This is a genomic window from Polynucleobacter sp. QLW-P1DATA-2 (assembly GCF_001870365.1).
In the GTDB taxonomy this organism is placed as follows: Bacteria; Pseudomonadota; Gammaproteobacteria; order Burkholderiales; family Burkholderiaceae; genus Polynucleobacter.
In genome coordinates, this window is the sequence record NZ_LZMQ01000003.1 from 687,132 (window position 1) to 713,366 (window position 26,235).

23 protein-coding genes and 3 pseudogenes are annotated in these 26,235 nt (G+C 45.8%); 15 read left to right on the plus strand and 11 right to left on the minus strand.

Features of this window, described 5'->3' with window-relative positions; translation table 11 throughout:
• Nucleotides 1-31 precede the first annotated feature (31 nt).
• The 6 genes and pseudogenes from secA to A9236_RS06140 all read left to right on the plus strand — a co-directional run bounded on the left by secA (nt 32) and on the right by A9236_RS06140 (nt 8,182).
• Nucleotides 32-2,797, plus strand: a complete 2,766-nt coding sequence (gene secA / locus A9236_RS06115; protein ID WP_071464541.1) for a preprotein translocase subunit SecA — start codon at nt 32-34, stop codon at nt 2,795-2,797.
• A 169-nt stretch (nt 2,798-2,966) separates the two neighbouring features.
• Complete coding sequence (locus A9236_RS06120) at nt 2,967-3,425, plus strand: (2Fe-2S)-binding protein (RefSeq protein WP_071464542.1); 459 nt, start codon at nt 2,967-2,969, stop codon at nt 3,423-3,425.
• Between the two features lie 12 nt (nt 3,426-3,437).
• Nucleotides 3,438-5,561: a molybdopterin cofactor-binding domain-containing protein gene (locus tag A9236_RS06125; protein WP_071464543.1), complete on the plus strand. Its 2,124-nt coding sequence runs from the start codon at nt 3,438-3,440 to the stop codon at nt 5,559-5,561.
• An 80-nt stretch (nt 5,562-5,641) separates the two neighbouring features.
• Complete coding sequence (gene argJ, locus A9236_RS06130; RefSeq protein WP_071464544.1) at nt 5,642-6,877, plus strand: bifunctional glutamate N-acetyltransferase/amino-acid acetyltransferase ArgJ; 1,236 nt, start codon at nt 5,642-5,644, stop codon at nt 6,875-6,877.
• Nucleotides 6,878-6,891: 14 nt separating this feature from the next.
• Nucleotides 6,892-7,750 (plus strand): annotated as a pseudogene (locus A9236_RS06135) (ATP-binding protein).
• 15 nt (nt 7,751-7,765) lie between these two features.
• Nucleotides 7,766-8,182: an NUDIX domain-containing protein gene (locus A9236_RS06140; RefSeq protein WP_071464546.1), complete on the plus strand. Its 417-nt coding sequence runs from the start codon at nt 7,766-7,768 to the stop codon at nt 8,180-8,182.
• On the opposite strand, the gene zapD is transcribed toward A9236_RS06140, so the two are convergent.
• The 6 genes from zapD to A9236_RS06170 are packed head-to-tail and all read right to left on the minus strand — an operon-like array spanning nt 8,179 to nt 13,483.
• Entirely contained in the window at nt 8,179-8,931 is a 753-nt protein-coding gene (gene zapD / locus A9236_RS06145) for a cell division protein ZapD (RefSeq protein ID WP_071464547.1), read from the minus strand. The genes A9236_RS06140 and zapD overlap by 4 nt on opposite strands.
• A gap of 11 nt (nt 8,932-8,942) precedes the next feature.
• The gene (gene coaE / locus A9236_RS06150; RefSeq protein ID WP_083393423.1) at nt 8,943-9,629 is read right to left on the minus strand and encodes a dephospho-CoA kinase; all 687 of its coding nucleotides are present in this window, start codon (nt 9,627-9,629) and stop codon (nt 8,943-8,945) included.
• Nucleotides 9,584-10,081, minus strand: a complete 498-nt coding sequence (locus tag A9236_RS06155) for an A24 family peptidase (protein ID WP_071464548.1) — start codon at nt 10,079-10,081, stop codon at nt 9,584-9,586. Before A9236_RS06155 ends, coaE begins: the two co-directional genes overlap by 46 nt.
• A complete protein-coding gene (locus A9236_RS06160) occupies nt 10,081-11,127 on the minus strand; it encodes a type II secretion system F family protein (RefSeq protein WP_071464549.1) in 1,047 nt (348 codons plus the stop codon). The genes A9236_RS06155 and A9236_RS06160 overlap by 1 nt, the downstream gene beginning before the upstream one ends.
• Nucleotides 11,118-12,197, minus strand: a complete 1,080-nt coding sequence (locus tag A9236_RS06165; protein ID WP_071464550.1) for a GspE/PulE family protein — start codon at nt 12,195-12,197, stop codon at nt 11,118-11,120. Before A9236_RS06165 ends, A9236_RS06160 begins: the two co-directional genes overlap by 10 nt.
• A complete protein-coding gene (locus tag A9236_RS06170) occupies nt 12,194-13,483 on the minus strand; it encodes an HlyC/CorC family transporter (protein WP_071465091.1) in 1,290 nt (429 codons plus the stop codon). Before A9236_RS06170 ends, A9236_RS06165 begins: the two co-directional genes overlap by 4 nt.
• A 131-nt stretch (nt 13,484-13,614) precedes the next feature.
• Here A9236_RS06170 and A9236_RS06175 point away from each other — a divergent pair, with 131 nt between their 5' ends.
• Nucleotides 13,615-14,127 (plus strand): methylated-DNA--[protein]-cysteine S-methyltransferase, encoded by a 513-nt coding sequence (locus A9236_RS06175; protein ID WP_071465092.1) that lies wholly within the window; start codon nt 13,615-13,617, stop codon nt 14,125-14,127.
• An 8-nt stretch (nt 14,128-14,135) separates the two neighbouring features.
• Here A9236_RS06175 and A9236_RS06180 read toward each other — a convergent pair whose 3' ends face one another.
• Nucleotides 14,136-15,110, minus strand: coding sequence for a squalene/phytoene synthase family protein (locus A9236_RS06180; RefSeq protein ID WP_071464551.1), 975 nt, complete (start codon nt 15,108-15,110; stop codon nt 14,136-14,138).
• Nucleotides 15,111-15,217: 107 nt separating this feature from the next.
• Between A9236_RS06180 and A9236_RS06185 the strand changes: the two genes are divergently transcribed.
• On the plus strand, nt 15,218-16,633 hold the full coding sequence (locus A9236_RS06185; RefSeq protein ID WP_071464552.1) for a sodium:solute symporter family protein: 1,416 nt from the start codon (nt 15,218-15,220) through the stop codon (nt 16,631-16,633).
• Nucleotides 16,634-16,736: 103 nt separating this feature from the next.
• Complete coding sequence (locus A9236_RS06190) at nt 16,737-17,756, plus strand: 2-dehydropantoate 2-reductase (RefSeq protein ID WP_071464553.1); 1,020 nt, start codon at nt 16,737-16,739, stop codon at nt 17,754-17,756.
• Nucleotides 17,757-17,842: 86 nt separating this feature from the next.
• Here the strand turns inward: A9236_RS06190 and A9236_RS06195 are convergent, their stop codons facing one another.
• Complete coding sequence (locus A9236_RS06195) at nt 17,843-18,610, minus strand: fumarylacetoacetate hydrolase family protein (protein WP_071464554.1); 768 nt, start codon at nt 18,608-18,610, stop codon at nt 17,843-17,845.
• Between the two features lie 56 nt (nt 18,611-18,666).
• On the opposite strand from A9236_RS06195, the gene A9236_RS06200 reads away from it, so the two are divergent.
• Nucleotides 18,667-19,602: a glycine reductase gene (locus A9236_RS06200; protein WP_071464555.1), complete on the plus strand. Its 936-nt coding sequence runs from the start codon at nt 18,667-18,669 to the stop codon at nt 19,600-19,602.
• A 4-nt stretch (nt 19,603-19,606) separates the two neighbouring features.
• Here A9236_RS06200 and A9236_RS06205 read toward each other — a convergent pair whose 3' ends face one another.
• Nucleotides 19,607-20,611 (minus strand): polyprenyl synthetase family protein, encoded by a 1,005-nt coding sequence (locus tag A9236_RS06205; protein ID WP_071464556.1) that lies wholly within the window; start codon nt 20,609-20,611, stop codon nt 19,607-19,609.
• Between the two features lie 75 nt (nt 20,612-20,686).
• On the opposite strand from A9236_RS06205, the gene rplU reads away from it, so the two are divergent.
• From rplU to proB, 4 genes and pseudogenes are all read left to right on the plus strand, one after another.
• Nucleotides 20,687-20,998: a 50S ribosomal protein L21 gene (gene rplU / locus A9236_RS06210; protein WP_011902040.1), complete on the plus strand. Its 312-nt coding sequence runs from the start codon at nt 20,687-20,689 to the stop codon at nt 20,996-20,998.
• Nucleotides 20,999-21,017: 19 nt separating this feature from the next.
• Entirely contained in the window at nt 21,018-21,278 is a 261-nt protein-coding gene (gene rpmA / locus A9236_RS06215; protein WP_071464557.1) for a 50S ribosomal protein L27, read from the plus strand.
• 87 nt (nt 21,279-21,365) lie between these two features.
• Nucleotides 21,366-22,466, plus strand: coding sequence for a GTPase ObgE (gene obgE, locus A9236_RS06220; RefSeq protein ID WP_071464558.1), 1,101 nt, complete (start codon nt 21,366-21,368; stop codon nt 22,464-22,466).
• Between the two features lie 26 nt (nt 22,467-22,492).
• A pseudogene (proB, locus tag A9236_RS06225) lies at nt 22,493-23,263 on the plus strand (glutamate 5-kinase); the annotation flags it as partial.
• 14 nt (nt 23,264-23,277) lie between these two features.
• Here the strand turns inward: proB and A9236_RS06230 are convergent.
• Both A9236_RS06230 and A9236_RS06235 read right to left on the minus strand, forming a co-directional pair.
• The gene (locus tag A9236_RS06230) at nt 23,278-23,844 is read right to left on the minus strand and encodes a CNP1-like family protein (RefSeq protein WP_071464560.1); all 567 of its coding nucleotides are present in this window, start codon (nt 23,842-23,844) and stop codon (nt 23,278-23,280) included.
• Between the two features lie 83 nt (nt 23,845-23,927).
• A pseudogene (locus tag A9236_RS06235) lies at nt 23,928-24,444 on the minus strand (RNA pyrophosphohydrolase); the annotation flags it as partial.
• Between the two features lie 48 nt (nt 24,445-24,492).
• On the opposite strand from A9236_RS06235, the gene A9236_RS06240 reads away from it, so the two are divergent.
• A complete protein-coding gene (locus A9236_RS06240; protein WP_071464562.1) occupies nt 24,493-26,235 on the plus strand; it encodes a proline--tRNA ligase in 1,743 nt (580 codons plus the stop codon).

Sequence of the window (26,235 nt, forward strand, 5' to 3'; positions counted from 1 at the left end):
AACTCAAGGTCTTAATTTTCTTCAATATCCCATGGTAATCGGTCTTCTTAAAACCCTGGTCGGCAGTCGTAACGACCGCCTCTTAAAACAGTATCGCAAAGTTGTTGCCAAGGTTGGCGCTTTCGAGCCAAGCTTGCAATCTTTGGATGATGCCGCACTTGCTGCTAAAACTGCAGAGTTCAAGTCTCGCTTGGCTGGCGGCGAGGCTTTAGATGACATTGCACCCGAAGCTTTTGCGGTAGTTCGCGAAGCCAGTGTGCGCGTTATGAAAATGCGTCACTTTGATGCCCAGCTAATGGGTGGCCTCGCACTTCATCAAGGCAAGATTGCTGAGATGGGTACTGGTGAAGGAAAGACCTTAACTGCAACGCTACCCGTTTATTTGAATGCATTGACTGGCAAGGGTGTTCATGTTGTTACCGTGAATGATTATTTGGCACAACGCGATGCTGAATGGATGTCCAAGCTATACAACTTCTTAGGTATGACCGTTGGTGTGAATCTGTCACAGATGGATCACAAGACTAAGCAAGATGCCTATGCTGCGGACATTACTTACGGCACTAATAACGAATTCGGTTTTGATTATTTGCGTGACAACATGGTCCAAGATGTGGATCAGCGTGTACAGCGTGGCTTAGCTTATGCCATCGTTGATGAAGTTGACTCTATTCTGATTGATGAGGCGCGTACGCCACTCATCATTTCTGGTCAGGCAGATGATCACACCGATTTATATGTCAAGATTAACGCCCTTCCATCTTATTTGGGGCGTCAAATTGGTGAAGAGAAAGCCGATGGCACTGGGGTTGAAAAGCCGGGCGATTACTGGGTAGATGAAAAGTCTCAGCAGGTTTATTTAACTGAGCAGGGCCACGATAAGGCAGAGCAAGTTTTAGTTCAGATTGGCGCCTTAAATGATGGCGACTCTCTCTATGCTCCGCAAAATATTACTTTGATGCATCACGTGTATGCAGCCTTACGTGCGCATACCTTATATAACCGTGACCAGCAGTACGTTGTTCAGAATAATGAAGTCATCATTGTTGATGAGTTCACAGGCCGACTGATGCAAGGTCGTCGCTGGTCTGATGGCCTGCATCAAGCAGTTGAAGCTAAAGAAGGTGTGCCGATTCAGAATGAGAATCAGACATTAGCAACGATTACCTTCCAAAATTATTTCCGGATGTACGGCAAGCTGGCTGGTATGACTGGTACAGCAGATACAGAGGCGTATGAGTTCAAGGAAATTTACAACCTTGAAACGGTGGTGATTCCTCCAAATCGCATCAGCCAAAGAAAAGATAAACAAGATCAAATCTATAAGTCATCACGCGAACGCTATGACGCTGTGATTAAAGATATTGAAGATTGTTTCGAGCGCGGTCAACCAGTATTAGTTGGCACTACCTCGATTGAAAACTCGGAGTTAATTGCCGGCTTACTTGATAAACGTAAATTGCCGCATCAGGTCTTAAATGCAAAGCAGCATGCTCGCGAAGCAGAGATTATTGCTCAGGCTGGCCGTCCAAAAATGATCACGATTGCTACCAATATGGCTGGTCGCGGTACTGACATCGTGCTTGGCGGCAATGTTGGTAAACAGTCTGCTTTGATTGAAGCTGATGAAGCGCTTTCTGATGCAGAAAAAGCTGCCAAGATTAAGCAACTGCATGACGAATGGCAAGACATCCACGATCAAGTGTTAAATGCGGGTGGCTTACACATCATTGGTACAGAGCGCCATGAGAGTCGTCGTATTGATAATCAATTAAGAGGCCGTTCTGGTCGCCAGGGCGACCCAGGGTCCTCACGTTTCTACCTTTCCTTAGATGATCCTCTCCTGCGTATTTTTGCGGGTGATCGTTTACGCGCCGTTATGGAGCGTCTCAAGATGCCTGATGGCGAGCCGATTGAAGCTGGTATGGTGACGCGGTCTATTGAGTCTGCACAGCGCAAAGTTGAGGGCCGTAACTTTGATATGCGTAAGCAGTTGCTTGAGTACGATGACGTTGCAAATGATCAGCGGAAAGAAACTTATCGCCTTCGCAATGAAGTGCTTGAGAGTGCTGATATTGGTGATCTCATCGCTAATTTGCGCGAAGATGTATTACGTACTGTGTGCTCCTTCTATGTTCCTCTCGAATCTATGGAAGAGCAGTGGGACCTACCTGGTCTTGAGCATGTATTGGCCAATGAATGGGGTCTGACGGTTGATCTCCAGAAGTGGGTTGAGGGCGCCGATAGCATTGACGATTCAGAAATCGTAGAGCGTGTATTGTCTGCTGCTAAAGAGGCTTATGACGCGAAGGTTGAGCTCTCTGGCCGCGAATCTTTTGCAGGCTTCGAGCGTTCCGTTCTTCTCTATAGTGTTGATACCCATTGGCGTGAGCATTTAGCTGCTCTTGATCATTTGCGTCAAGGCATCCACCTGCGTGGCTATGCACAAAAAGATCCAAAGCAAGAATATCGCCGTGAAGCGTTTGAACTTTATGGCGAACTCTTGAATGTCATCAAGAATGATGTTGTTAAGAGCATTACGACAGTGCAAATTCGTAGCGCTAGTGAACTAGATCGTGCTTCCGAGTCGATGAATGAAGATTTAGCGAAACTAAAAGATCTTCAGTACCAACATGCAGATGCTGACCTAGAGGTTGCTGGCTCTACTGGTGACCGTGGTGCTGCCATTGATATTCAGCCAGCACCAGTTCGCGCAGGACCCAAGATTGGTCGTAATGATCCTTGTTCGTGTGGCAGTGGTAAGAAATATAAAAATTGTCATGGGGCGTTGACTTAGCCCATATAAAAAATTTGTTATTTTTTAAGGCTCAGATTTCTCTGGGCCATTTTTCTTGGTGGAATCCCTAATTTCTTATCCAAGCGAAAATCTGACATATCTGTCATGATTTGTGAGTGCCAACACAGGCAGTTTATTTATGAATATTGAATTCCACTAAGGGGATCTTATGGCCTTATCTTTTACTCTCAATGGTAGTGCGGTTAATTTTGATGGAGATCCAGAAACCCCAATTCTTTGGGTCTTACGCGATCATTTAGATGTCACTAGCCCTAAGTATGGTTGTGGTGCTGGATTGTGTGGGGCCTGTACGGTTCATCTTGAAGGCGCCGCCATTCGTTCTTGTTCGACTCCTGTGTCTGCGGCGAATGGTAAAAAAGTGACCACTCTCGAGGGTTTGTCTGCCAAAGTTGGCAAAGCCCTACAAGACGCTTGGATCGAATTCGATGTGCCTCAGTGTGGCTACTGTCAGACTGGGCAAATGATGTCTGCAGCCGATCTCTTAGCTAAGAAAAAACAACCTAGCAGTGACGACATTAAAAATGCCATGAGTGGCAATATTTGTCGATGTGGAACGTATTCCCGTATAGAAAAAGCAGTTAAACGTGCTGCTGATAAATTGGCCTAAGGGGATAAATACATGAAAAATAATTCGTTAAAGAATCAAAGTCGCCGTCAGTTTATTCAACAAAGTGCTGCTGCTAGTGGTGCCTTCGTGCTCGGCATGTATTTGCCTTTATCTAGTGAGGCTGCAACGGCTGGCAATGATCAGCCAGCCTTAGCAAATGCCTGGGTTCGAATTACGCCTAGCAATCAAATTACTTTAATTTGCGCTCGCTCTGAAATGGGCCAAGATGTTTACACCTCTATGCCGGCTTTGCTTGCTGAGGAGTTAAATCTCCCGCTGTCAATGATCAAAGTAGAAATTGCCGGCGTTGCCCCTGTTTATATCAATGCGATGTTGGGAGGTCAAATCACTGGCGGCTCTACTTCGGTTCGCGAAGCTTTTGACAAGCTAAGAACAGCAGGCGCTGCTACACGCTCGGTCTTGATTCAAGCTGCAGCTCAACGTTGGAATGTCACAGCTGCAGACTGCAAGGCAATGAATGGCAAAGTAAGTCACTCCAGTGGTAAGTCGGCTACTTATGGTGAGTTAGCTGCTGATGCTGCTAAGTTACCGCTACCAGAAAAGCCAGCCCTGAAGTCACCGGCAAGCTTTATGGTGATTGGCAAAGAGACGATGCGTCGTCTGGATACTCCTGCCAAGGTAGCTGGCAAAGCAGTGTATGGAATTGATGTGAAGATTCCCGGAATGGCAATTGCATCATTGGCTCAATGCCCTGTGATTGGCGGCACCCCGACCTCCTATGACGCATCAGCTGCCCTCAAGGTGTCCGGTGTGATTAAAGTCGTGCAGATCTCCGATGGTGTGGCGGTGTTGGCCAAAGATTTCTATGCTGCACGCAAAGGTAGAGATGCTCTAAAGATTACTTGGAATGAAGGTCCCAACGCGAACTTAAATAATGCAGTGGTTCGTAAGTCATTAGAAGATGGCCTATCTAAGAAGGGCGCTGTTATCAAAACGGTGGGCGATACCAATACTGCAGTTCCTAATGGCAAGACCATCAGTGCGCAGTACTTCCTGCCATACTTGGCCCACTCTACTATGGAGCCAGTCAATTGCTCTGCAGATGTTTCTAATGGTAAGTGCAGAATCATCGGACCCATTCAATTTCAGCAAGGTGGTGAAGCAGTTGCAGCTGCAGCGGCAGGTGTAAAGCCAGAGGATGTCACGATTCAAACTACATTTCTTGGTGGAGGCTTTGGAAGAAAGCTAGAGCTTGACTTTATTCGCCAGGCTGCAGAAATTTCGAAAGCAGCTGGTATGCCAGTGAAGATGCTGTGGACCAAAGAAGACGACATCACCCATGACTTTTATCGTCCAATGAGTATTCATCGGGTTGATGGAGTTCTAGGCCCCAATGGTCAACTGGCAAGCATGAAAGCGAAGATGGTCTCCCAGTCTGTTACAGCTCGCGCATTCCCAGGATTTGTTAAGGATGGTTTTGATCCTTTTATGGTGGAAGGCTCCAATAACATTACTTATGACATTCCCAATCTTGAAATTACTAATGTCATTACAGATACTGGCCTTCGCGTCGGGTACTGGCGCTCAGTGAGTAATGCATTAAACGCTTTTGCAATTGAGAGTTTTGTGGATGAAGCAGCAAGCGCTGCCGGTAAAGATCCGGTAGCTTTCCGTCTCGCCTCTTTAGGTAAGCACCCAAGAGCAAAGCATGTTCTTGAAACTGCCGTGAAAAAGTCTGGTTATACCTCTGGTAGCAAACGATTTGGTGTGGCCCAAATGGAATGCTATGACACCTATTCAGCCTGTATTTTGGAGTTGGATACCTCGGCACCTGAAACAAAGGTGAAGAAGATCACTTTCGTTTCTGATTGCGGAATTGCAGTACATCCAGATCAAGCGAGGGCACAGCTCATGGGCGGAGTAATTTATGGTTTAAGTGCTGCCTTAGGTAACGCCATCACGATTGAAAATGGCCGTGTTCAGCAGAACAACTTTAATAACTATCCAAGCTTGCGTCAAAACCAGGTTCCGGTAATTGAGGTTCATTTGATCCCTAGTCAAGAGAAGCCAGGTGGATTAGGTGAGGTCGGGGTTCCTTTGGTGGCCCCTGCCTTGGCCAATGCCATTGCTGCTGCTACTGGTAAGCGAGTTCGAGAGTTGCCGGTAAAAGCCTAGATTTAGGCCTTCAGTAGAAGATAAAGCGCGCCAGATAATGGCGCGCTTTGTTTTTGAGCCTCATCTACAATTATCAGACTATGACAGTTAATCTACCCCTCCCCATAAAAGCCGACCTCAAGCCTGTTAAAGGTTTTGAGATGGGTATTGCTGAAGCCGGAATTAAGAAAGCGAATCGCAAAGATCTATTGGTAATGACTCTTGCACCTGGATCTCAGGTTGCTGGTGTTTTTACTCTGAACCGCTTCTGCGCTGCTCCTGTTCAGGTTTGCCGAGAGCATTTGGCACAAGAGGGGCGCAATGGAGAAATTCGGGCGTTGGTAGTCAATACCGGCAATGCAAATGCTGGCACAGGCGAGCAGGGTATGAGGCATGCTTTAGAGACCTGTGACGCCTTAGCTAGAGAGCTTAAGCTTAAGCCTGAGCAAATCTTGCCATTTTCAACCGGGGTCATTCTTGAGCCTTTGCCCATTCAGAAAATTACTAATGCACTTCCAAAAGCAGTAGCTAATTTAGGGGAAGATCATTGGTTTGATGCTGCTGAAGCCATTATGACTACAGATACTCAGCCAAAAGCGAGTTCTGTCACCATTCAAACATCTGCAGGTCAGGTTGTGCTCACGGGTATTTGTAAGGGCGCGGGAATGATTCATCCCAATATGGCAACGATGTTGGGCTTCATTGCAACTGATGCTGGTTTTGCACCTGGTTTATTGGGCAATCTCACTCGAGAAGTTGCTGATCTTTCGTTTAATGCGATTACGATTGATGGCGATACTTCTACCAATGATTCTTTCATCATTATGGCCACGGGGCAGTCGTCAGTACAAATCAAATCAGTTAGCGATCCAAGTTATGTTGTCGTGCGCGAAGCATTGATTGGGTTAGCTAGAAAGTTAGCGCAAATGATTGTGCGTGATGGCGAAGGCGCTACGAAGTTTATGACTATTGAAGTCCTTGGCGGCAAAACTGCTGAAGAATGTCGTCTAGTGGCTAAGGCTGTAGCGCACTCTCCATTAGTAAAAACGGCCTTCTTTGCTAGCGACCCCAATCTAGGTCGTATCCTTGCAGCCATTGGCTATGCGGGCATTCAAGACTTAGATGTTAATCATGTCCAAATGTGGCTTGGCGATGTTTGGGTTGCAAAAGATGGCGGACGCAATCCAAGTTATCAAGAGGCGGATGGTCAAAGAGTGATGCAAGCCCCAGAAATTACTGTGAAGATTGATTTAGGGCGCGGTACAGCTTCACAAACCACGTGGACCTGTGATCTCTCGCATGACTACGTATCAATCAATGCAGACTATCGCTCTTAAAAGACTGAAATCAGATGAATGAAAAATTAAACCGTCTTTTAGACCACCTTGACACTTTTTTACCTAAGCCGTTAACGGATGAGCAATGGAAATCCTCCCCTGCATTTAGATGGCGTCGTAGAGATAGCATCTTTGGCAGTATTGGTTTCTTGCAACCCGTAAAGCATGTTTCCGATATCACCTTTGAGGATCTGCAAAACATCGATCGTCAGAGAGATGCCATTCGAGACAATACTAAAAACTTTATACAGAAAAAACCGGCGAACAATATTCTCCTAACCGGTGCTCGGGGAACAGGTAAATCATCTCTGATTAAGGCAAGCTTGCATGAATTTGCTAATCAAGGACTACGCTTAGTGGAGGTTGAAAAAGAGCATCTAGCCGACTTGGCAGATATCACTGAGTTATTGGCAGATCGCCCTGAGCGCTTTATTGTTTTTTGTTGACGACCTCTCTTTTGAGGACGGTGAGTCAGGATACAAGGCGATGAAGTCAGCGCTAGACGGCTCCGTTTCGGCCCAGGTAGACAATGTTTTGATTTATGCGACATCAAATCGCCGTCATTTATTGCCTGAGTATATGAAAGATAACGAGGGCTATGTTCATGGCGATGATGGCGAGATTCATCCAGGTGAAGTAGTTGAAGAGAAGATTTCTCTATCAGAGCGTTTTGGTCTGTGGCTCTCGTTTTATCCCCCAAAACAAGATGAGTACTTGGCGATTGTTGCCCATTGGTTGCAACATTTTGGTTTGAGTGCCTCACAGATCGAGGCAGCTCGCTCAGAGGCACTCGTATGGGCGCTAGAGCGTGGCTCTCGTTCTGGTCGTGTTGCTTGGCAGTTTGCAAAGCATTGGGCTGGTTCACAGGCCTAATACAGCTTTATTTTCATGAGTGATATCAATCGACCCGTTACTGAAGTGGCTGCTGGCATATTGCTAGATAAGGCCGGTCACTATCTCTTGGGGCAAAGACCAGAAGGCAAGCCTTATGCTGGTTATTGGGAAGTTCCAGGTGGCAAGATTGAAAAAGGTGAAACTGTTTTCCAGGCGCTTAAGCGCGAACTGCAAGAAGAGCTCGGTATTGATATTCAATCTAGTGAAGAATTAACAGTTCTCGAGCATGACTATCCACATGCTTATGTACGACTACATGTCAGCATTATTCGCGAATGGTCCGGCATTCCAAAGGGCTGCGAAGGTCAGGCTTTATCTTGGGAATTATTGGGCTCAGAAAAGCCCAGTGTTGAACCGCTATTACCGGCCGCTTGGCCAATGCTGGAGAGGCTGCGCGCCTTATTGCCCTAGAACTGGCAGAGCGTTAGCTTGAATGGTACATCCGTAGCAGCAGGCTGCGCTTTTTTGTCTCGATCCGATTGCATAAAGCGTACGGACAACAAATATTTATTGGCACTAATTTCAGAGAAGAGGGTATCGTCCTCGACTGCAATGCGCATCAATTGATAGACTTTTCCAGATGGTGCCTGTTGAAATGATCCATTGTGCGCCACTACATCTTTTGCTTCACCAGATTGGCGTAATAGGCGCAAAAATAATTGGCAAGCATCTTGCCATGGCAATAGTGGGCTAACAAAATTTTCTAATAGCTTGCGACGCTCAGGTGATGGACTATTTTTCCATGCGTGATAACTTGGCAAATCAATTGGACTTGTGCCACCAGGAATGTTCAAGCGAGTGCGTATGCCATTGAGCCACTCGCTCTCAGAAATGATTAAATTGGGGCGACCTGCCGATTGATTTATTTTGCTGGCAACAGAATCAATTTCTGCGAGTGTTTGAGACAGTGCTTCTTGGTCTACTTTTTGAGAAGACTTGAGTCCATTAAGCGCATATTTTTGACGCTCAAATTCTTTTAATAGTAGCGACTTAATATCACCACGTGCACCAATGTCACCAAGATCAAACAGAATTGAGATTGCATTGTGATGAAGTTCTGGGTCATCAGATCGTAAGAAATGATTGAAACGGGCGAACAAATACTCCAGTCGAAGCATGCTTCGAACTAATTCATTGAAGGGGTATTCGTAGACAATCACAAGCCCATATTCTATGACGAACTGAGCTGATCTTTCTTAATCTGTAGAATTTTTTGGTGCAATTGATTAACCTCGGCATCGAGTTCCGCAAAGTCGCCTTGATTCTCAAGAACGAAATCCGCGCGAGCAAGACGATCTTTCCTGGATACTTGAGCCTGAAGAATTCTTTCCACTTCAGCCCGGGCTAAATTGCTGCGGCGCATCACCCTAGCAATTTGGAGCTCCTCAGGGCAGTCCACCACTACTAAATCGTCAATTAGACCTTCCCATGTGCCTGATTCAATCAAAAGCGGCACCACAAATACGAGATAGGGTGCGTTTGCAGTCGCTAGCTGATTAGCCTGTTTCAAGGTTTCTTGTCGAATAAGGGGGTGGGTAATCTCCTCCAACGCTTTTCTGGCTTCAGGTTTGGCGAACACCAGGGTGCGCATCTTGCTTCTATCTAGAGCTCCATTGAGGTCAATAAACTCGGTGCCAAACTGCTTCTCGATGGCTGAAATTGCCACTCCATTTGGAGCGGTGATCTGATGGGCAATCAGATCGGTATCAATAATTCCGGCGCCTAATTTCCCCAATAAATCGCTGACTGCTGTTTTGCCCGAACCAATGCCTCCAGTTAAGCCGATCAAGGGAATGCGCCCCTTTAATCCGCTTAAATCGGATTGCTCAGAAACCAAGATTGGAGAAGCTGTGGCCATAACAGCTCAATAATGCCAGCAATAGCAAGAAATGGTCCAAAAGGAAATGCTGACCGCATACCTTGCTTATGGAGTCGAAGCCAAAGAAGCCCTCCCAATAGACCGGTGATTGAGGCTAATAAGAGAATCTCTGGTAAAGCCCTCGCACCTAGCCAAGCCCCCAGAGCGGCCAATAGTTTCGCATCCCCCATGCCGATGCCATTTTGTTTTTTAATCCAAAGATAGACTAGGTTGAGAGCCCACAAAAAAGCATATCCAATAATTGCACCTGTAATGGCATTTTCAACGTTAGTAAAACCCCATCCAATACCGTTAAATATCAGTCCAAAACAAATCATGGGAATGGTCATGAAATCAGGCAGTCGAAACGTGCGTAGATCAATATAGGCCAAGCATAGCAAGGTCATGATGAGGAAGGCTCGCACTAGATCGATGATGGTGAAAAAATGCATTAAACGATTTGCCCTAAATTAAATATCGGTAGATACAAGATGATGACTAGACTACCAATAATTACACCAACAATAATAATGAGCAAAGGCTCCAAAGTTTGACTCAAGTTATTCAGTCTGTTACTTAGTTGTGATCCTAAGGTGTGGGCACGCTTGCTAAGCATTTGCGCAAGAAGGCCACTTTCAGATGCGATATGAAGTAATTGCAAGGTCTCGGGATCAAAAAAGCCATATTTTGGATCGGCTTTCTTCAAGGCATCTCCTAAGGGCCAGCCTCGGGTTAATTGTTTAAAAACTTCTGCACTCAAGTCATGGCTCAGCCAATGGTTGGATGATTGTGCGGTCACTCGCAATGCATCTGGAAGTGGTAATCCTGATTCTAGAAGGTGGCTTAGGGTTCGGCACCAGTAAGTTAAGGCTGCTAGGCGCAGCAATTTTCCTATTAGGGGAATACGAAAACTCCATTCATCACACTTCTTTTGGAAGGCGGAGGATTTGAACCAGGCACCCAAGAAAATGAAAATACTGGTGATAAGACAAATACTGATTTCTAGGGCAAAGTTGTTTAAGAGTGATGAAGCTTGAATGAGCACTTTTGTGGGCGGTGGCAGTTCTGCCTGAAAATGCCCAAAAACATCCTTAAAAACAGGAACAACCCAAATCATCATGACGATCACCAATAGAAATGAGCTGCCTAAGGTAATAAGGGGGTAGCTCAGGGCTTGTTGCACTTTACGTCTTAATTCAATTTGAGCTTCTAGTTGCTGGCATATCGTTTTGAGAGCGAGAGAAATATCGCCAGTGCGCTCACTTACTCGAATCAAGTTAATAAACTCCATGGAAAATAGATTGTCTTGTGCCATTAGACTTTGAGAAAAGCTATTGCCTTGCTTCAGATGAGTTTGGATTGCCTTTAACCAGGGTTGCCAGTCTTTTGGAGCCGAGGATTGAATGAGTTCGATAGCATTGAGAAGCGCTAATCCAGCATGAAACAGAGTCAGCAATTGCTGCGCAAAATCCCATTGAGATTGTTTACTTAGTGCCATTGGCTAACCTCGGCATCTAGACTGGCTTGATCAATAAGACCAGCTTTGACGTATTGTGCTCCCGCTTCACTCATACTCAGAGAGGGCAAGAAAGAATCAAATAAATGTCGGCTACTTAAAACCTCATGAACACCAATGCGCCCAAAGTAACCGCTGCCTTTACATTTTGAGCAACTACTCATAGCTTTCGCGACAGATTTTTTACATTCAGAGCATAGTTTGCGAATCAATCTTTGGGAGCTAACACTTCGCAAACAAGATACCAATGACTCTTCATCTGCCCCGAGATTTTTCAGTCTAGCCAGTGCTCCTCTAGCATCCCGAGTATGCAAGGTACTTAAGACAAGATGGCCGGTCTGTGCAGCTTGAATCGCCAGTTGTGCTGTAGCACCATCTCGAATTTCTCCGATCATGATGACATCGGGATCCTGCCTCAGAAGCGCCTTAATGATTGTTCCAAAATCAAGGCCTGCACGAGGGTGATAGGCCACTTGATTAACGCCAGGTAAGCGGATTTCAACAGGATCTTCAATTGAGCACAAATTGCGATGAGTTTGATTGAGTGTGTTCAAGCAGCTATAGAGCGTGCGGGTTTTACCGCTCCCCGTGGGCCCTGTGACCAGAATTAAGCCATTGGGTTGCGCAATTGCCTTTTGAAGAATGCAAAGTTGTTCAGGGAGTAACCCGATTTGATTTAGTGCAAGCCCATCTAGTTTGTTAGGCAAGATTCGAATCACTGCTTTTTCACCATACAGAGTTGGCAGTATCGAAACACGGCAATCAATATCGGGTTTTGAAAAATCCAAACCAATACAAAGACGTCCATCTTGTGGGATGCGTTTCTCGGCAATGTCTAAGCGTGCTAATACTTTGATGCGTGTAATCAGTCGCTCATGCAGATCAACGGGATATTGGGACGCTAATTGTAATAAGCCATCTACTCTAATACGGACAAGGCTATTTAGGGTTCCAGCCTCAATATGGATATCGCTAGCTCTGGCATGAAGCGCATCAGTTGCGATCTCATACCAGGTGCGAATTATGAGTGAGTCATCATGAGAAACGCTCAAGCTTGGTCTAGGCTGGGGCTTGGGCGATAGAGTTTGACGGTCTTCACACCTTGGTCATCAAACTGCACGATATCCATGACGATGCCGGCAATTTTGACGCTCACATCATGGCCGGGTATGGCTTCAAGTTTTTCTAGGATAAGACCGTTTAAAGTTCGAGGGCCATCTAAGGGCAGATCCAAATTTAGGAGTCGATTCAGGTCCCTTAAAGAGGCTCCACCACTGGCGAGATAGGTTCCGTCAGCCAGCCAGTGAGGATCAGTCGACAGATTGGAGAAAGAGGTTGTGAATTCACCAATCAGCTCTTCTACGATATCTTCGAATGTGACAAGGCCTAGCACCTCACCATATTCATTGACTACCAAACTTAAGCGCTGTTGATTGTCTTGAAAGAATTGCATCTGTTGCAGAACAGGTGTGCCAGTAGGAATGAAATAAGGCTCATTGATGAGAGATCTGAAGTCTTGATGCTGTAAGTCAGAGTCGCCTAATAAAGATAGGGCTTTTTTGACCGATAAGATCCCCACAATCCTCTCAGAATCACCATCACATACTGGTAATTTATTGTGATAACAGGTCTCCAGTTGCTGAACTACCTCGTCAATCGGTCTAGCAAGATCCAAAACTTCAATTTTTGACCTTGGGGTCATTACATCATCAACAGTAATGTTCTCCAGGTTAAATAAGTTGAGCAAAATATTACGATGGTGAGTTGAAACAAAGCGATTGGATTCTAGAACTAGGCTACGCAACTCTTCTTTACTCATTGCCTTGCTATCTGAGGAGGATTGCAAGCCTGACGCCTTCATTAAGCCGGAAACAAAATTGTTAATTAGCCAAAGCAAAGGTTTAAGTAAAAAGGTTAGCGGCAAGATAAGCCATCCAACGTTAGATGCAATCTTTTCCGGGAAAGCAGCACCAATTACCTTGGGGGTGATCTCACTAAAGATGATGATGAGTAAAGCAACCACTAAAGTTGCGATAGAAAGAACGAGTCCGCTTTCGCCAAATAGATGCAGGGCAATCCCAGTAACCAAGATGGGTAGGATGGTGTTGATGAGATTATTTGAAATCAACAGTACTGAGAGTAGTGAGTCAATTCGTTTGAGAAGCCTTTCAGCTAGGGCCGCACCTGAGTTTCCGCTATTGGCCATCGCTCGAAGGCGATGACGGTTTGATGAAAGCATGCTCGTCTCAGCCATCGAAAAGAAGCCCGATAGTGCGAGTAAAAATAGGACTAAAGCAGCCTGGCTGTAAAGGGGCCAATCGTCAAAAAAGTTGTCCATCAAGCTTGCCTGCAAAAATGAATGATGATTCAATATAGCAAAGTAAGCTTTCACTAGCCATATTCATAAGCCATAGCTAGGGTAGAAATGCTTGTCATATTCTTTATTTAAATTATGTGAGAATCATTCCTATGGCCCCATCAAAAAAATCTTCCTTGGCTAAAAGTGCTGATTACTGTGTCATTGAGGCCCCTTTTGGAAGGCTAGGTATTCTGACTGAGATAGTCGATGGGAGCCTCATGCTCTCAAAGGTTGACTATCTTTCTGCAAACACCCCTCTTTCACCACCTCAGAATCAACTGGCTAAAGAAGTGGCTAAGCAATGCAAGGCTTACTTTAAGGATCCACATTATCAATTTGATTTGCCGATGAAGCCGCTAGGCACTGCCCATCAGCAAAAAGTCTGGAAGCGTATTCGGGAGATACCTCTTGGTCAATCACGGACCTATGGTGAGGTAGCAAAAGCCATTAAAAGTGGTCCAAGGGCAGTGGGTACAGCCTGCGGCGCCAATCCCTACCCCTTGATCACTCCATGCCATCGCGTGTTATCCGCTCAGGGTATAGGCGGATTCATGAAAGAAAATGTTCCAGGCCTTTATCGAGAGATTAAGACTTGGCTTCTAAGGCACGAGGGGGTGCTCTAAGTCCTGATTTATTTTCTAAGTGACTTGGATGATGCATAAAAGAAGATCTTCATGAGTGCATCACTATGAACTGCAACTTTGGTAAAGCTATAAAACATCATGACAGTTTTGCGAGAGAGCTTAACTTCCGTTTTACTATTAAATTGATTGCGATTGGCAATTTTGGATAGCGTCATTACTGCAAGACCAAATGCTAAGAAGCAAAAACGTCTCATCCCTAACTCTTCCTTTGGAATTAGCAGGATGTAGTCCATGGAGGCTTGAAGCTTTTGATAGGCAATCCTTAAGAGCTCAGGCTGGCTGGTATTGATTGGCTTCCAAGAAACACCCCGGGCTTTATCTTCAGGTGAATCTTTGAGGATGTTAGTCATCTGCAAGGCTTGACCAAAGTCGATCGCTAGAGCTTCATGCCCTTTCATGTTCTTTGCAAATGAAGCTGAGTGATTACTGAAAATACTGGTAAGAAGCTCTCCAACTACACCAGCTACGACATAGCAGTACTCTTCAAATTCTTTTAGATCCTGTAGGCCCGTTTCAGTTTGCTTGCCATGAAATCGGGACATCCCTTCAGACATGATAGAAACACATCGACTAACGGCGGCTTGATCTTGGCTAGAGCAGGTATGCAATATTCGCAAAACAGTTGGAGTATGAGCTATTAAATCAAGCTCATCTTGATTGCCATAATTCTTGAGCTCTACCAGGCAAGGCTCAACAAAGGACTGTACTGGTGCGGTCTCTAAAACAGCATCTAGAAATAGCTTAGAGAGTGCTTGCTTGGCTTCCGGTTTTACATCGACTGCATCTTCAACGGTGTCAACAATTCTGCAAAGCAAGTAAGTATTGCCAACTACTTTTTCAATAGCGGGTGGCAATAAGGGAATGGTGAGCGCAAAGGTGCGGGATACTGAGCTCAAAATAGCCTTTTGATAGGCTAGATCGGCATCAAGGCTTTCGAGTAGGTTTAATTTGGCTGAAGGCACCTATCAATTATGTCAGACCAGCGTGCTCTAAATTGGCGCTTATTTCCTTACTAACAAAAGTGACATAGCCATATAATTTCACCAAATTCTGGAAGGAGAAATCGGGCGTGCTGATTTGGTTCGTCATCATTTACTGGGTAGTCTCAGTTGGCATCGGCCTATGGGCTGCTTTGCGCGTCAAGAGCACTGCTGATTTCGCAGCAGCAGGGCATAGTCTTCCAATGCCTATCGTGACAGCTACGGTTTTTGCAACTTGGTTTGGTTCAGAAACGGTTTTAGGTATTCCAGCAACCTTCTTAAAAGAAGGTTTAGGAGGTGTCGTTGCAGACCCATTTGGCTCCTCCCTTTGCCTCATCTTGGTGGGTCTCTTTTTTGCGCGGCACCTGTACAACCGTCGCATGCTTACCATCGGTGATTTCTTTCGCGAGAAGTATGGACGTACCGTTGAAGTTTTAGTGACGCTATGTATTGTTGTTTCATATTTAGGGTGGGTAGCTGCTCAGATCAAAGCTTTGGGTCTCGTGTTTAATGTTGTTTCTGAAGGCAGCATCTCTCAGACTGGTGGCATGATGATTGGTGCCGCTAGTGTCTTGATCTACACCCTATTTGGCGGCATGTGGTCAGTAGCGGTTACTGACTTCATTCAGATGATCATTATTGTGATTGGCATGCTCTACATTGGTGGCGAGATGACCGTGCAGACTGGTGGCATTGGGGTAGTCGTCCAGCACGCTGCAGCTGCTGGGCAATTTAGTAATTTCTGGCCTGAAATGAATCTGGCATCAATCTTAGGATTTGTTGCAGCACTTTGTACGATGATGCTTGGCTCCATTCCGCAGCAGGACGTTTTCCAGCGAATTACGTCGAGCAAAAATGTGAATATTGCGGTCAATGCTGCCATTCTGGGCGGCGTGCTGTACTTTATCTTTGCTTTTGTACCGATGTATTTAGCTTATTCGGCAACTTTAATTAGTCCTGATTTGGTGAACCAATATTTGAATACGGATCCTCAAATGATTCTGCCAAAGCTCATCTTGAACCATGCTCCGCTCATTGCTCAGGTGATGTTCTTTGGCGCTTTGCTATCTGCAATTAAGAGTTGCGCAAGTGCCACCTTACTAGCGCCCTCGGTGACTTTTGCAGAAAACATTGTGAGAGGTTTTTTCAAGCATCTGTCAGATCGTCATTTGCTGAAAATCATGCGGATTACAGTCTTGTGTTTTGCAATAGTTGTTACCTTTTTTGCTGTGAACTCTGAGTTATCTATTTTTAAGATGGTGGAGAGTGCCTATAAGGTCACCTTAGTGGCTGCTTTTGTACCACTCGCTTTCGGAGTCTACTGGCCTAGAGCAAACTCCTTAGGTGGCCTGTTGGCGGTAGTTGGGGGTCTGACAATCTGGATTAGCTCTGAAATTTTGGCTCCCAATGCCATCTTGCCGCCGCAATTGGCAGGCTTATTGGCCAGTATTGCCGGCATGATTTTGGGTAGCCTAGTGCCAAAAGACTCTTTAAAGGCAGTTTAAAGCCTTATTTGCCTATAAATTAGGCAATCAAAATTGTTGCACTGCAAAATATTCTCCTCTAATATGGAGTTAATACAAAAATTTTAATTCTTATGGGGTTCCTATGAAAATCTGTGTGATTGGTGGGGGTGGTGCCATTGGCGGCTATCTAGCTGTCATACTGGCCAGAGCAGGCAACGACGTCACTGTGGTTGCTCGTGGCGCAACTTTAGCCGCCATTAAAGAACGTGGTCTGGCACTGATCATGGATGATCAGCCAGAGCCATTAGTTGCGCAAGTCAAAGCAGTAGAAAAAATGAGAGATGCTGAAACGCCGGATGTGGTTATCTTGGCAGTGAAAGCGCATCAAGTGGAGCCCATCATTGATGACTTGGCTGCCATCATGGACCCTGAAACGATTTTGATTCCAATGCAAAACGGTATTCCTTGGTGGTATTTCCAAAAATTAGGTGGCGAGTATCAAGACCACGCTGTTGAAACAGTGGATGCTGGCGGACTCGCTAAGAAAGCAATTAATCCAAACAACATTATTGGGTGCGTTGTGTATCCAGCTACGTTCACCCAAGCTCCCGGTGTGATTCGTCACGTTGAGGGTAATCGCTTTCCCTTAGGTGAGTTGGACGGCAAGACAACGGAGCGTATTCAAAAGATCTCAGAGATGATGAGCGCCGCTGGCTTTAAGTCACCAATCTTGGACGATATCCGTTCTGAGATTTGGCTCAAGCTGTGGGGCAATATGACCTTCAATCCAATTAGTTCTTTGACTCATGGGACTCTGGAGGGTATTTGCCAGTACCCGCTGACGAAAGAATTGGCGCGCAGCATGATGGCTGAAGCACAAACGATTGCTGAGAAACTAGGCGTAACATTCCGCGTCGATATTGAGCGTCGCATTGCTGGTGCAGAAAAAGTGGGTAAGCATAAGACCTCAATGCTGCAAGACCTGGAGGCTGGCCGTAGTTTAGAAATCGATGCACTCTTGGGTTCAGTGATTGAGCTGGGTAAGATTACTCAGACACCAACTCCTTGTTTAAATACCGTATTTGCTTTAACAAAATACTTAGATGAAAACGTACAAGCTTCTAAAGGCAGCTTGGCTTTACCATCAGTTTCTGGCTATTAAAAGCAAAAAGATTAGCAGTTATCTTCGGCATTAAAAAACCCTTGCTATTGAACATGGCAAGGGTTTTTGTTTTAAGGGTGATCAATTTATTCGAAGCGATTATCCAACTGCCCAACACCTTCAATGATGATGCTGACGTTGCTGCCAGATTTCATGGAGCCAACACCCACCGAGGTGCCGCAAGCAATGATGTCGCCCGCTTCCAGAGGCACATCTTGAGAAATCAAGCTTACCAATTTAGCTGGTGGGAAGATCATATCTGCCACCGGGTAATTCTGACGCTCTTGATCGTTCAGAATCGTTTTGATGGTTAGCTTGCTCGGGTCAACATCGGTAGTGATGTAGGGACCAAAGACGCCAAAAGTATTAAAACTTTTTGACCGAGTCCACTGAGCATACCCAGGATCACGGTTAAGAATTTCAATTGCAGTCACATCGTTGATGCAGGTATATCCAAAAATAGCTTTTGCAGCCTCAGATTCATCTGCCTCGTAGATGTGCTTGCCAACCACGATCCCCAATTCACCCTCGTAGACGACTTTCCCTGAATACGATTTGGGTGTCCGAATCACTTGGTTAGCAGCTAAGAAAGAGTTATTTCCTTTGAGAAAGTATAGGGGTTCAGGCGGCACTGAATGTTCGAGCTTAGTCACTAGGGCATGGAAGTTATCCACCATCGCCACCATCTTTGATGGAACACAAGGAATATCCAGAGTGACATCCGCAAGTTTAAGCAGCTCGCCAGTTGCCTTGGGTTGATTGAATAAATCGCCTGAATATACGGCAATTTGATCGCCTTGCAACAGTCCCAAGCTACTTATTCCCTGATGATGAAATCTGAGCCATTGAGCCATAATGAGTTCCTATAAATTTAAATATTTGATAGTCAATATCTTACAGGGGTGGGTTGATGTCTCAGACTTCCGAACTTGTTTTTGCACCAGAATTGGATCAGCCAGTTCGCTATATCGAACGTACCCGAAGTTATTACTTGGGTTTGGGATATGACAACCCCTATGTTTGGGCGCATTACATTGATGTGCCATTTACTCCGCTAAAGAAACCACTCAATCAGTCTGTTTTAGGTTTAATTACTACAGCAGTACCTTTTGATTCCGCAAAGGGAAATCAGGGCCCTGGTGCATCCTATAATGCCGCTGCTAAGTTTTATCAGCCTTATCAAATGAGGATTGATGCTGAAATTGACTTGAGAATTGCTCATGTTGGTATCGATCGCAAAAATGCCAATATGGAAGATAGCAACTGCTGGTTTCCGTTGGCGGCTGCAAGGCAGACTATTAATGCGCAGAGAATTCAGGCGCTGTCACCCCATTTTTATGGTCTGCCTACCAATCGCAGTCAGCGTCACACATTAGATATTGATGCACCAATTATTTTAGAAATGCTTCGTGCAGATAAGGTAGATGTTGCGGTTTTAATTCCAAATTGCCCCATCTGCCATCAGAGCCAAAGCTTATTGGCGAGATATCTTGAGGCAGAGGGTATTCCCACATTGGTAATGGGCACTGCAAAAGATATCGTTGAGTACTGTGGGGTACCTAGATTTTTATTTAGCGATTTTCCATTGGGAAATGCTGCAGCGAGACCAAATGATTCTGACTCCCAAAGTCTCAATTTTGAATTGGCTTTGCGTTTGCTCGAGTCGGCTCCAGCGCCCCGAACCACCTTACAGTCGCCACTGATTTGGGCTGCAGATCCGTCTTGGAAGTCGGATTATTCCAATCTCGAAAAATTGTCTAAGCAAGAGGTGGAAAGACTTCGCGAAGAAGCTGAGCAGGCTCGCATTACAGCCCGCGAACTCAGAATGAAAAGTGTGGGAAATTAATTTTTTAAGTCTGTCGTGCGAGTGAGTATTGGCATAAGGCCTGTAATGCAGTGGTTGCCTCATTGCTTGGAAAGTCGTTGATGCATTCCAATGCTAGGTCTGCTTCGCGTTTTGCAGCAGCTTGGGTGTAATCAAGAGCACCAGAGCTTTGCACTGCGGCCAAAATCTGCGCAAAGACATCATCCGGTAAATCCTGATTTTGTTCAATAGCAGCACGCACTAATAAGCGCTCTTCATTGCTGCCATTTTCTAGCAGGTAGATAAGAGGTAAGGTCGGCTTACCCTCACGTAAATCATCACCAGCATTTTTTCCCATTTGAGCAGCGCTTGCTGTGTAGTCCAAAAGATCATCCATCAATTGAAATGCCGTTCCGATGTGACGACCAAAGGCACCAGCTTGTTCACGTTGTGAATCGGTACTGTTTGCCAAAATTGCTCCAAGCTCAGTAGAGGCTTCAAACAATTTGGCAGTTTTGTAGCGAATCACTTGTAGGTAGCTTGCTTCATCAACCTCTGGGTCGTTCATATTGAGAAGTTGCAAAACCTCACCCTCAGCAATCGTATTAGTGGCATCTGACAGTATTTGCATTACCCGAAGATCATTTGGGCCGACCATCATCTGAAATGCCCTTGAATAGAGGAAGTCGCCGACTAAAACGCTTGCAGCGTTACCAAAGGCGGCATTTGCAGTCTCACGCCCCCTTCTGAGGGTAGATTCATCGACTACATCGTCATGGAGCAGGGTGGCCGTGTGGATAAATTCCACTACAGCAGCCATTTCTAGGGTGTGAGGGGTTGCTTTGCCATTTGCTAAGGCCTTGGCTACAAGCATCAAGAGGGCTGGTCTTACCCGTTTTCCGCCGGCCTGGATGATATAAGTTGAGATTTGGTCAATTAAGGCGACTTTTGAGGCCAATTTGAGGCGAATCACCTCGTCTAAGCCCTTGAAATCTATAGCAATAGGGGCCAGAATTTGGCTTAAGTCATTGGTTTTGACAGTGCTCGGCATGCAAGATATAATAATGGGCTTAGCTCATCCAGGGTGGATTAGCTTAAATGTAGATATTAATTGAGGTTTCAAACCATGTACGCGGTCATAAAAACCGGTGGCAAACAATATAAAGTTGCTGCAGGCGAAAAATTGAAAATAGAACAGATACCAGCGGAAATCGGCAGCGAAATCACTCTTGACCAAGTCCTCGCCGTTGGCGAAGGCGCTTCACTGAAATTAGGTGATCCATTGGTTAATGGTGCAGCTGTGATGGCCACTGTCGTCTCCCAGGGACGTCACGATAAAGTGACAATCTTTAAGATGCGCCGTCGCAAGCATTATCAAAAGCACCAAGGCCATCGTCAGAATTTCACTGAAATTTTGATCAACACGATTAAAGCCTAATTCAGGGTAGGAGAAAGATATGGCACAGAAAAAAGGCGGCGGCTCAACACGAAATGGCCGCGACTCAGAATCGAAACGCTTAGGCGTTAAGGTATTTGGCGGCGAGCATATTAATGCTGGCAGCATCATCATTCGTCAACGTGGCACACGTGTTCATCCAGGTGCTAACGTTGGTATTGGTAAAGATCACACTTTGTTCGCCTTAATTGACGGTCAAGTGGAATTTGGCGTTAAGGGTGCTTTGAAGAAGGCCCAAGTTTCAGTCTTGCCTCGTCCATAAGGCGCCTGACTGAGACTCGTTTGATTCAGATTTATTCCGAATTTAACTCTTAGGAACAGGCCTCGCTAAGCGAGGCCTTTTTTATTCATGAAATTTATAGACGAAGCACGCATTGAAGTCATAGCCGGCCAGGGTGGCGCCGGGAGCGCATCTATGCGCCGCGAAAAGTTTATTGAATTTGGCGGCCCTGATGGCGGGGATGGCGGTAAGGGTGGAAGCGTATGGGCAACTGCTGATCGCAACATCAATACGCTGATCGATTACCGCTACGCTAAAACGCATACTGCTAAAAATGGTGAACCAGGGCGTGGCGCAGATTGCTATGGCCGCGCAGGCGATGATATTGAGTTGCGTATGCCGGTTGGTACGATTATTTCTGACTACGAAACGGGTGAGCCAATTGCTGACTTAACCACTCACGGTGAGCGCTTATGTTTGGCTCAAGGCGGTGTTGGAGGTTGGGGCAATATTCACTTTAAGAGCTCTACAAATAGAGCGCCCAGACAAAAAACAAACGGCAAACCTGGTGAGCGTCGTAAGCTTAAATTGGAGCTAAAGGTATTGGCTGATGTTGGTTTGCTCGGTATGCCTAATGCCGGTAAGTCTACTTTGATTACCGCAGTTTCTAATGCGCGACCAAAGATTGCCGACTATCCGTTTACAACACTCCACCCTAATTTAGGTGTGGTGCGGGTAGGTAATGAGCGTAGCTTTGTAATTGCTGATATCCCAGGACTGATTGAGGGTGCTGCAGAAGGTGCTGGCTTAGGCCATCGTTTCTTGCGTCACTTGCAACGCACGGGTGTTCTCTTGCACTTAGTTGATTTGGCACCATTTGATGAGAATGTGGACCCGGTGGCCGATGCTAAAGCGATCGTGAATGAATTACGTAAATATGATGAAGCTTTGGTCGAAAAGCCACGTTGGCTAGTTTTAAACAAGGTCGACATGATTCCTGAAGAGGATCGTAAAAAAGTGGTGGCTGACTTTGTGAAACAGTTCAAGTGGAAAGGCCCCGTATTTGAAATCTCGGCCTTAACTGGCTTGGGTTGCGATAAGCTCTGCTATTCCTTGCAAGACTATTTGGATTCTGTACGCCGTGATCGCGATGATGCCGAGGAGCGCGCAGCCGATCCTCGTTATCAAGATCAAGATGAAGTAAAAAACCAAGATAAGACACTAGATTAAAGTGTGATTAAGCACCTTCATTTGCCATGAACCTGAAACAAACCAAACGTATCGTTGTTAAAGTGGGCTCAAGCCTGGTTACCAATAATGGTGAGGGCTTAGATCATGCCGCTATTGCCATGTGGGCCGAGCAAATTGCAGGCTTACTAAAGGTTGGTCACGAGGTGCTGATGGTGAGCTCAGGCGCTATTGCAGAAGGTATGCAGCGATTAGGTTGGGTAAAGCGCCCACAAGAAATTCATCAGCTTCAGGCTGCAGCTGCAGTTGGGCAGATGGGTTTAGTGCAGGTGTATGAGAGTTGTTTTGCGCGATTTAATTTGCGCAGTGCACAGGTTTTGCTGACAAATGCTGATCTGGCCAATTCTGAGCGCAATGCCAATGCAAAAGGGACCTTAGAAACGTTGTTGAAGTTGGGTGTAGTGCCCATCATTAACGAGAATGACACAGTGGTTACCGATGAAATTAAATTTGGTGATAACGATAGCTTGGCTGCTTTGGTAACAAACCTGGTTCATGCAGATCTACTGGTAATACTGACCGATCAAGGTGGCTTATTTACTGCCGATCCGCGCCAGAATCCAGATGCAATCTTGTTGACTGATGCCATTGCCGGCGATCCTGCTCTAGAAAAGATGGCGGGCGGAGCGGCAAGCGAGTTGAGTAAGGGCGGAATGCTTACCAAGGTATTGGCAGCCAAGATTGCAGTACAAACAGGCGCATCCACGATCATTGCCTCGGGACGTGAGCCAGAAGTCTTAACTCGCCTTTTAGCTGGCGAGAAAATCGGCAGTCTCCTTACTCAAAAACCTAGTTAATCTACAACTCCAAATGAGTTTGTTGGTTTTGTACCACCTGTAAATGCGCTTGGATTAAGTGCTTGAACTACCGCTCTCAAACTTTTTTCTTGTGTGTTAAAACTGCAAAATGCGCCTTGTGCTAAAGCAGCTTGGTAGCGATTTGGGTCATGGAGCTTAATATCTCTCCAGGCACCAAGGAGATTCTCTTTCCAGGTGTTGTTCTCAAGTGTGCCGTAAAGTTTCCACTGATATGAGTCACAACGAATACCTTCGTATTGTGTTTGTTGATTACCATTTGGGCTGGTAAGAACAACGATATACCGAGTGACGCCATCTGCGCCAATCATGATGGAATCGGTATCAACTGCAAACTTAAATATAGTCTGCGGGGAGACGTAAAAAGGTACCAGGCTTGAGGGATTGGGTGGGCTGAGAGGCATTTTTGTTGACCCCTCCTTGAATACCATCGGCGCAAATGGATCTAGACCGCTTTCCATGGGATCACTGGCACATCCAGATAAAACAGTAGCTGCACAGATACAGCAGATATATAGGCTAAGCTTGCGCAAGTATGAGTTCATTCTTGTTCTTTGTCCGATTTAGTGGATTCATGGGAGCTATCTTCACCTTTTAAATAAAAGGACTGCAGTAAGTCTAGAGGAGTTCCCCACGCAAGTTGCTGCAACCGCACGCCTTTTGCAAGGTAGCGAGCCAGTTCGGATAAAGCCAGTTGATAGACTTCTCGCTTAAAGCCAATAACGGCATCAAGTTGGATCCAAAATGGAACCCAACGCCATGCATCAAATTCTGGATGCTCGGTAGCTCGCAATTGGATATCGCTATCTAGCCCTACGAAGCGCAGTAAAAACCAGATTTGTTTTTGNACCTCGATAGGCTGCGCGATGAATCCTAGTTGCATGTTGGCGGCGTAGGTATTCCTCAGGGACATCGTAGCGGAGCCAGTCCCTGGTTCGTCCAATAATCTGGACATGTTCCGGCAGCAAGCCAACCTCTTCATGCAATTCGCGGTACATTGCTTGTTCAGGGCTTTCGCCATGAGCTATCCCGCCCTGCGGGAACTGCCACGAATGCTGCCCAACGCGTTTTCCCCAGAAAACCTCGTTACGGCTGTTAAGGAGGACAATGCCGACATTGGGTCTATATCCTTCACGGTCAAGCATGATCGTGCCCCAAATCCTTTAAAATCAATGATTTGATTATATCCATACATGAAAGCATCACAATCATTTCTCGCCACGCTAAAAGAAGCCCCTTCTGACGCTGAGGTGGTCTCGCACAAGCTCATGGTTCGTGCAGGTTTAATTCGCAAACTGAGTGCTGGTATTTATAACTACTTGCCGCTCGGATTAAAGGTGATTCGCAAGGTTGAAAACATCATTCGCGAAGAAATGAATCGTGCTGGTGCAGTTGAATTACTCATGCCAATGATTCAGCCAGCCGAATTGTGGCAAGAGACTGGTCGTTGGGAAAAAATGGGTCCAGAGTTGCTGCGTATCAAAGATCGCCATGATCGTGATTTTTTGATTCAGCCAACTTCAGAAGAGGTGATTACTGATTTAGCTCGTAATGAAATTAAGAGCTATAAACAGTTACCAATTAATTTTTATCAAATTCAGACTAAGTTTCGCGATGAGCGTCGCCCTCGTTTTGGAATCATGCGCGGTCGCGAGTTCAGCATGAAAGATGCCTACTCATTCGATCGTGACATCGAAGGCTTGAAGAAGTCTTACCAAATCATGTTTGATGCCTATACCCGCATCTTTAAGCGCATGGGGCTGAAGTTCCGCGCAGTGACCGCTGATAATGGTGCCATCGGTGGATCAGGCAGCCAAGAGTTTCATGTGATTGCAGATACCGGCGAAGATGCCATTGTGTATTGCCCGAACTCTGATTACGCCGCCAATCTAGAGGCTGCTGAGTCTTTGTCATTGCTTGCGGGGCGCGCTGCTGCAACTCAAGCGATGGCAAAAGTACCAACACCTGATAAGACAAATTGCACAGAGGTTGCAAAGTTTTTAAACATCCCATTAGAAAAAACAGTGAAGTCTTTGTTATTCGCTGCTGATCAAGAAAAAGGCCCGGCAAAACTCTTCATGTTGTTAGTTCGTGGTGATCATGAGCTTAATGAGGTTAAGGCTAGCAAGATCCCTGGAATGGCAGAGTCTCGCTTTGCTACTGAGGCTGAAATCAAGCAAGCCTGTAACGCACCTGCTGGCTATTTAGGCCCCGTTGGCGTGAGCACTGATGTTACTGTCGTGGCGGATCGTACCGTTGCGAATATGTCTGACTTTGTTTGTGGTGCTAATGATGCTGGTCATCATCTGACTGGTGTGAGCTGGGGGCGCGATTTGCCAGAGCCACTTGTTTTGGATATTCGTAATGCGGTAGTTGGTGACCCTTCGCCGGACGGTAAAGGTATCGTTGATATCTGCCGTGGAATTGAAGTGGGTCATGTTTTTCAATTAGGTACGCGCTATTCAGAAGCAATGGGATGTACTTACTTGGATCAACAAGGTAAAGCGCAGCCGATGGTGATGGGTTGCTATGGCATTGGCGTTACGCGTTTACTTGGAGCGGCAATTGAACAAGGGCACGATGAGAAGGGCATTATTTGGCCAATCTCTATGGCGCCATTTGAAGTAGTCATCTGTCCAATGGGTTACGAGAAGTCAGAACAGGTCAAAGCAGCATGCGATCAATTGCATGCTGAGTTATTGGCTGCTGGCATTGATGTGATTTTGGATGATCGCAATGAGCGTCCGGGTGCAATGTTTGCTGACTGGGAGCTGATTGGCGCCCCATTCCGCGTTGTTATTGGTGATCGTGGCTTGGCTGATTCTCAAGTGGAATTTAAAGGCCGCACCGATACCGAGTCACAAAATATTGCTCTGACACAAATTAAAGAAAAAGTGATTGCGGCCGTTCAAGCAGCAAAGACCACAGTGAGTTAA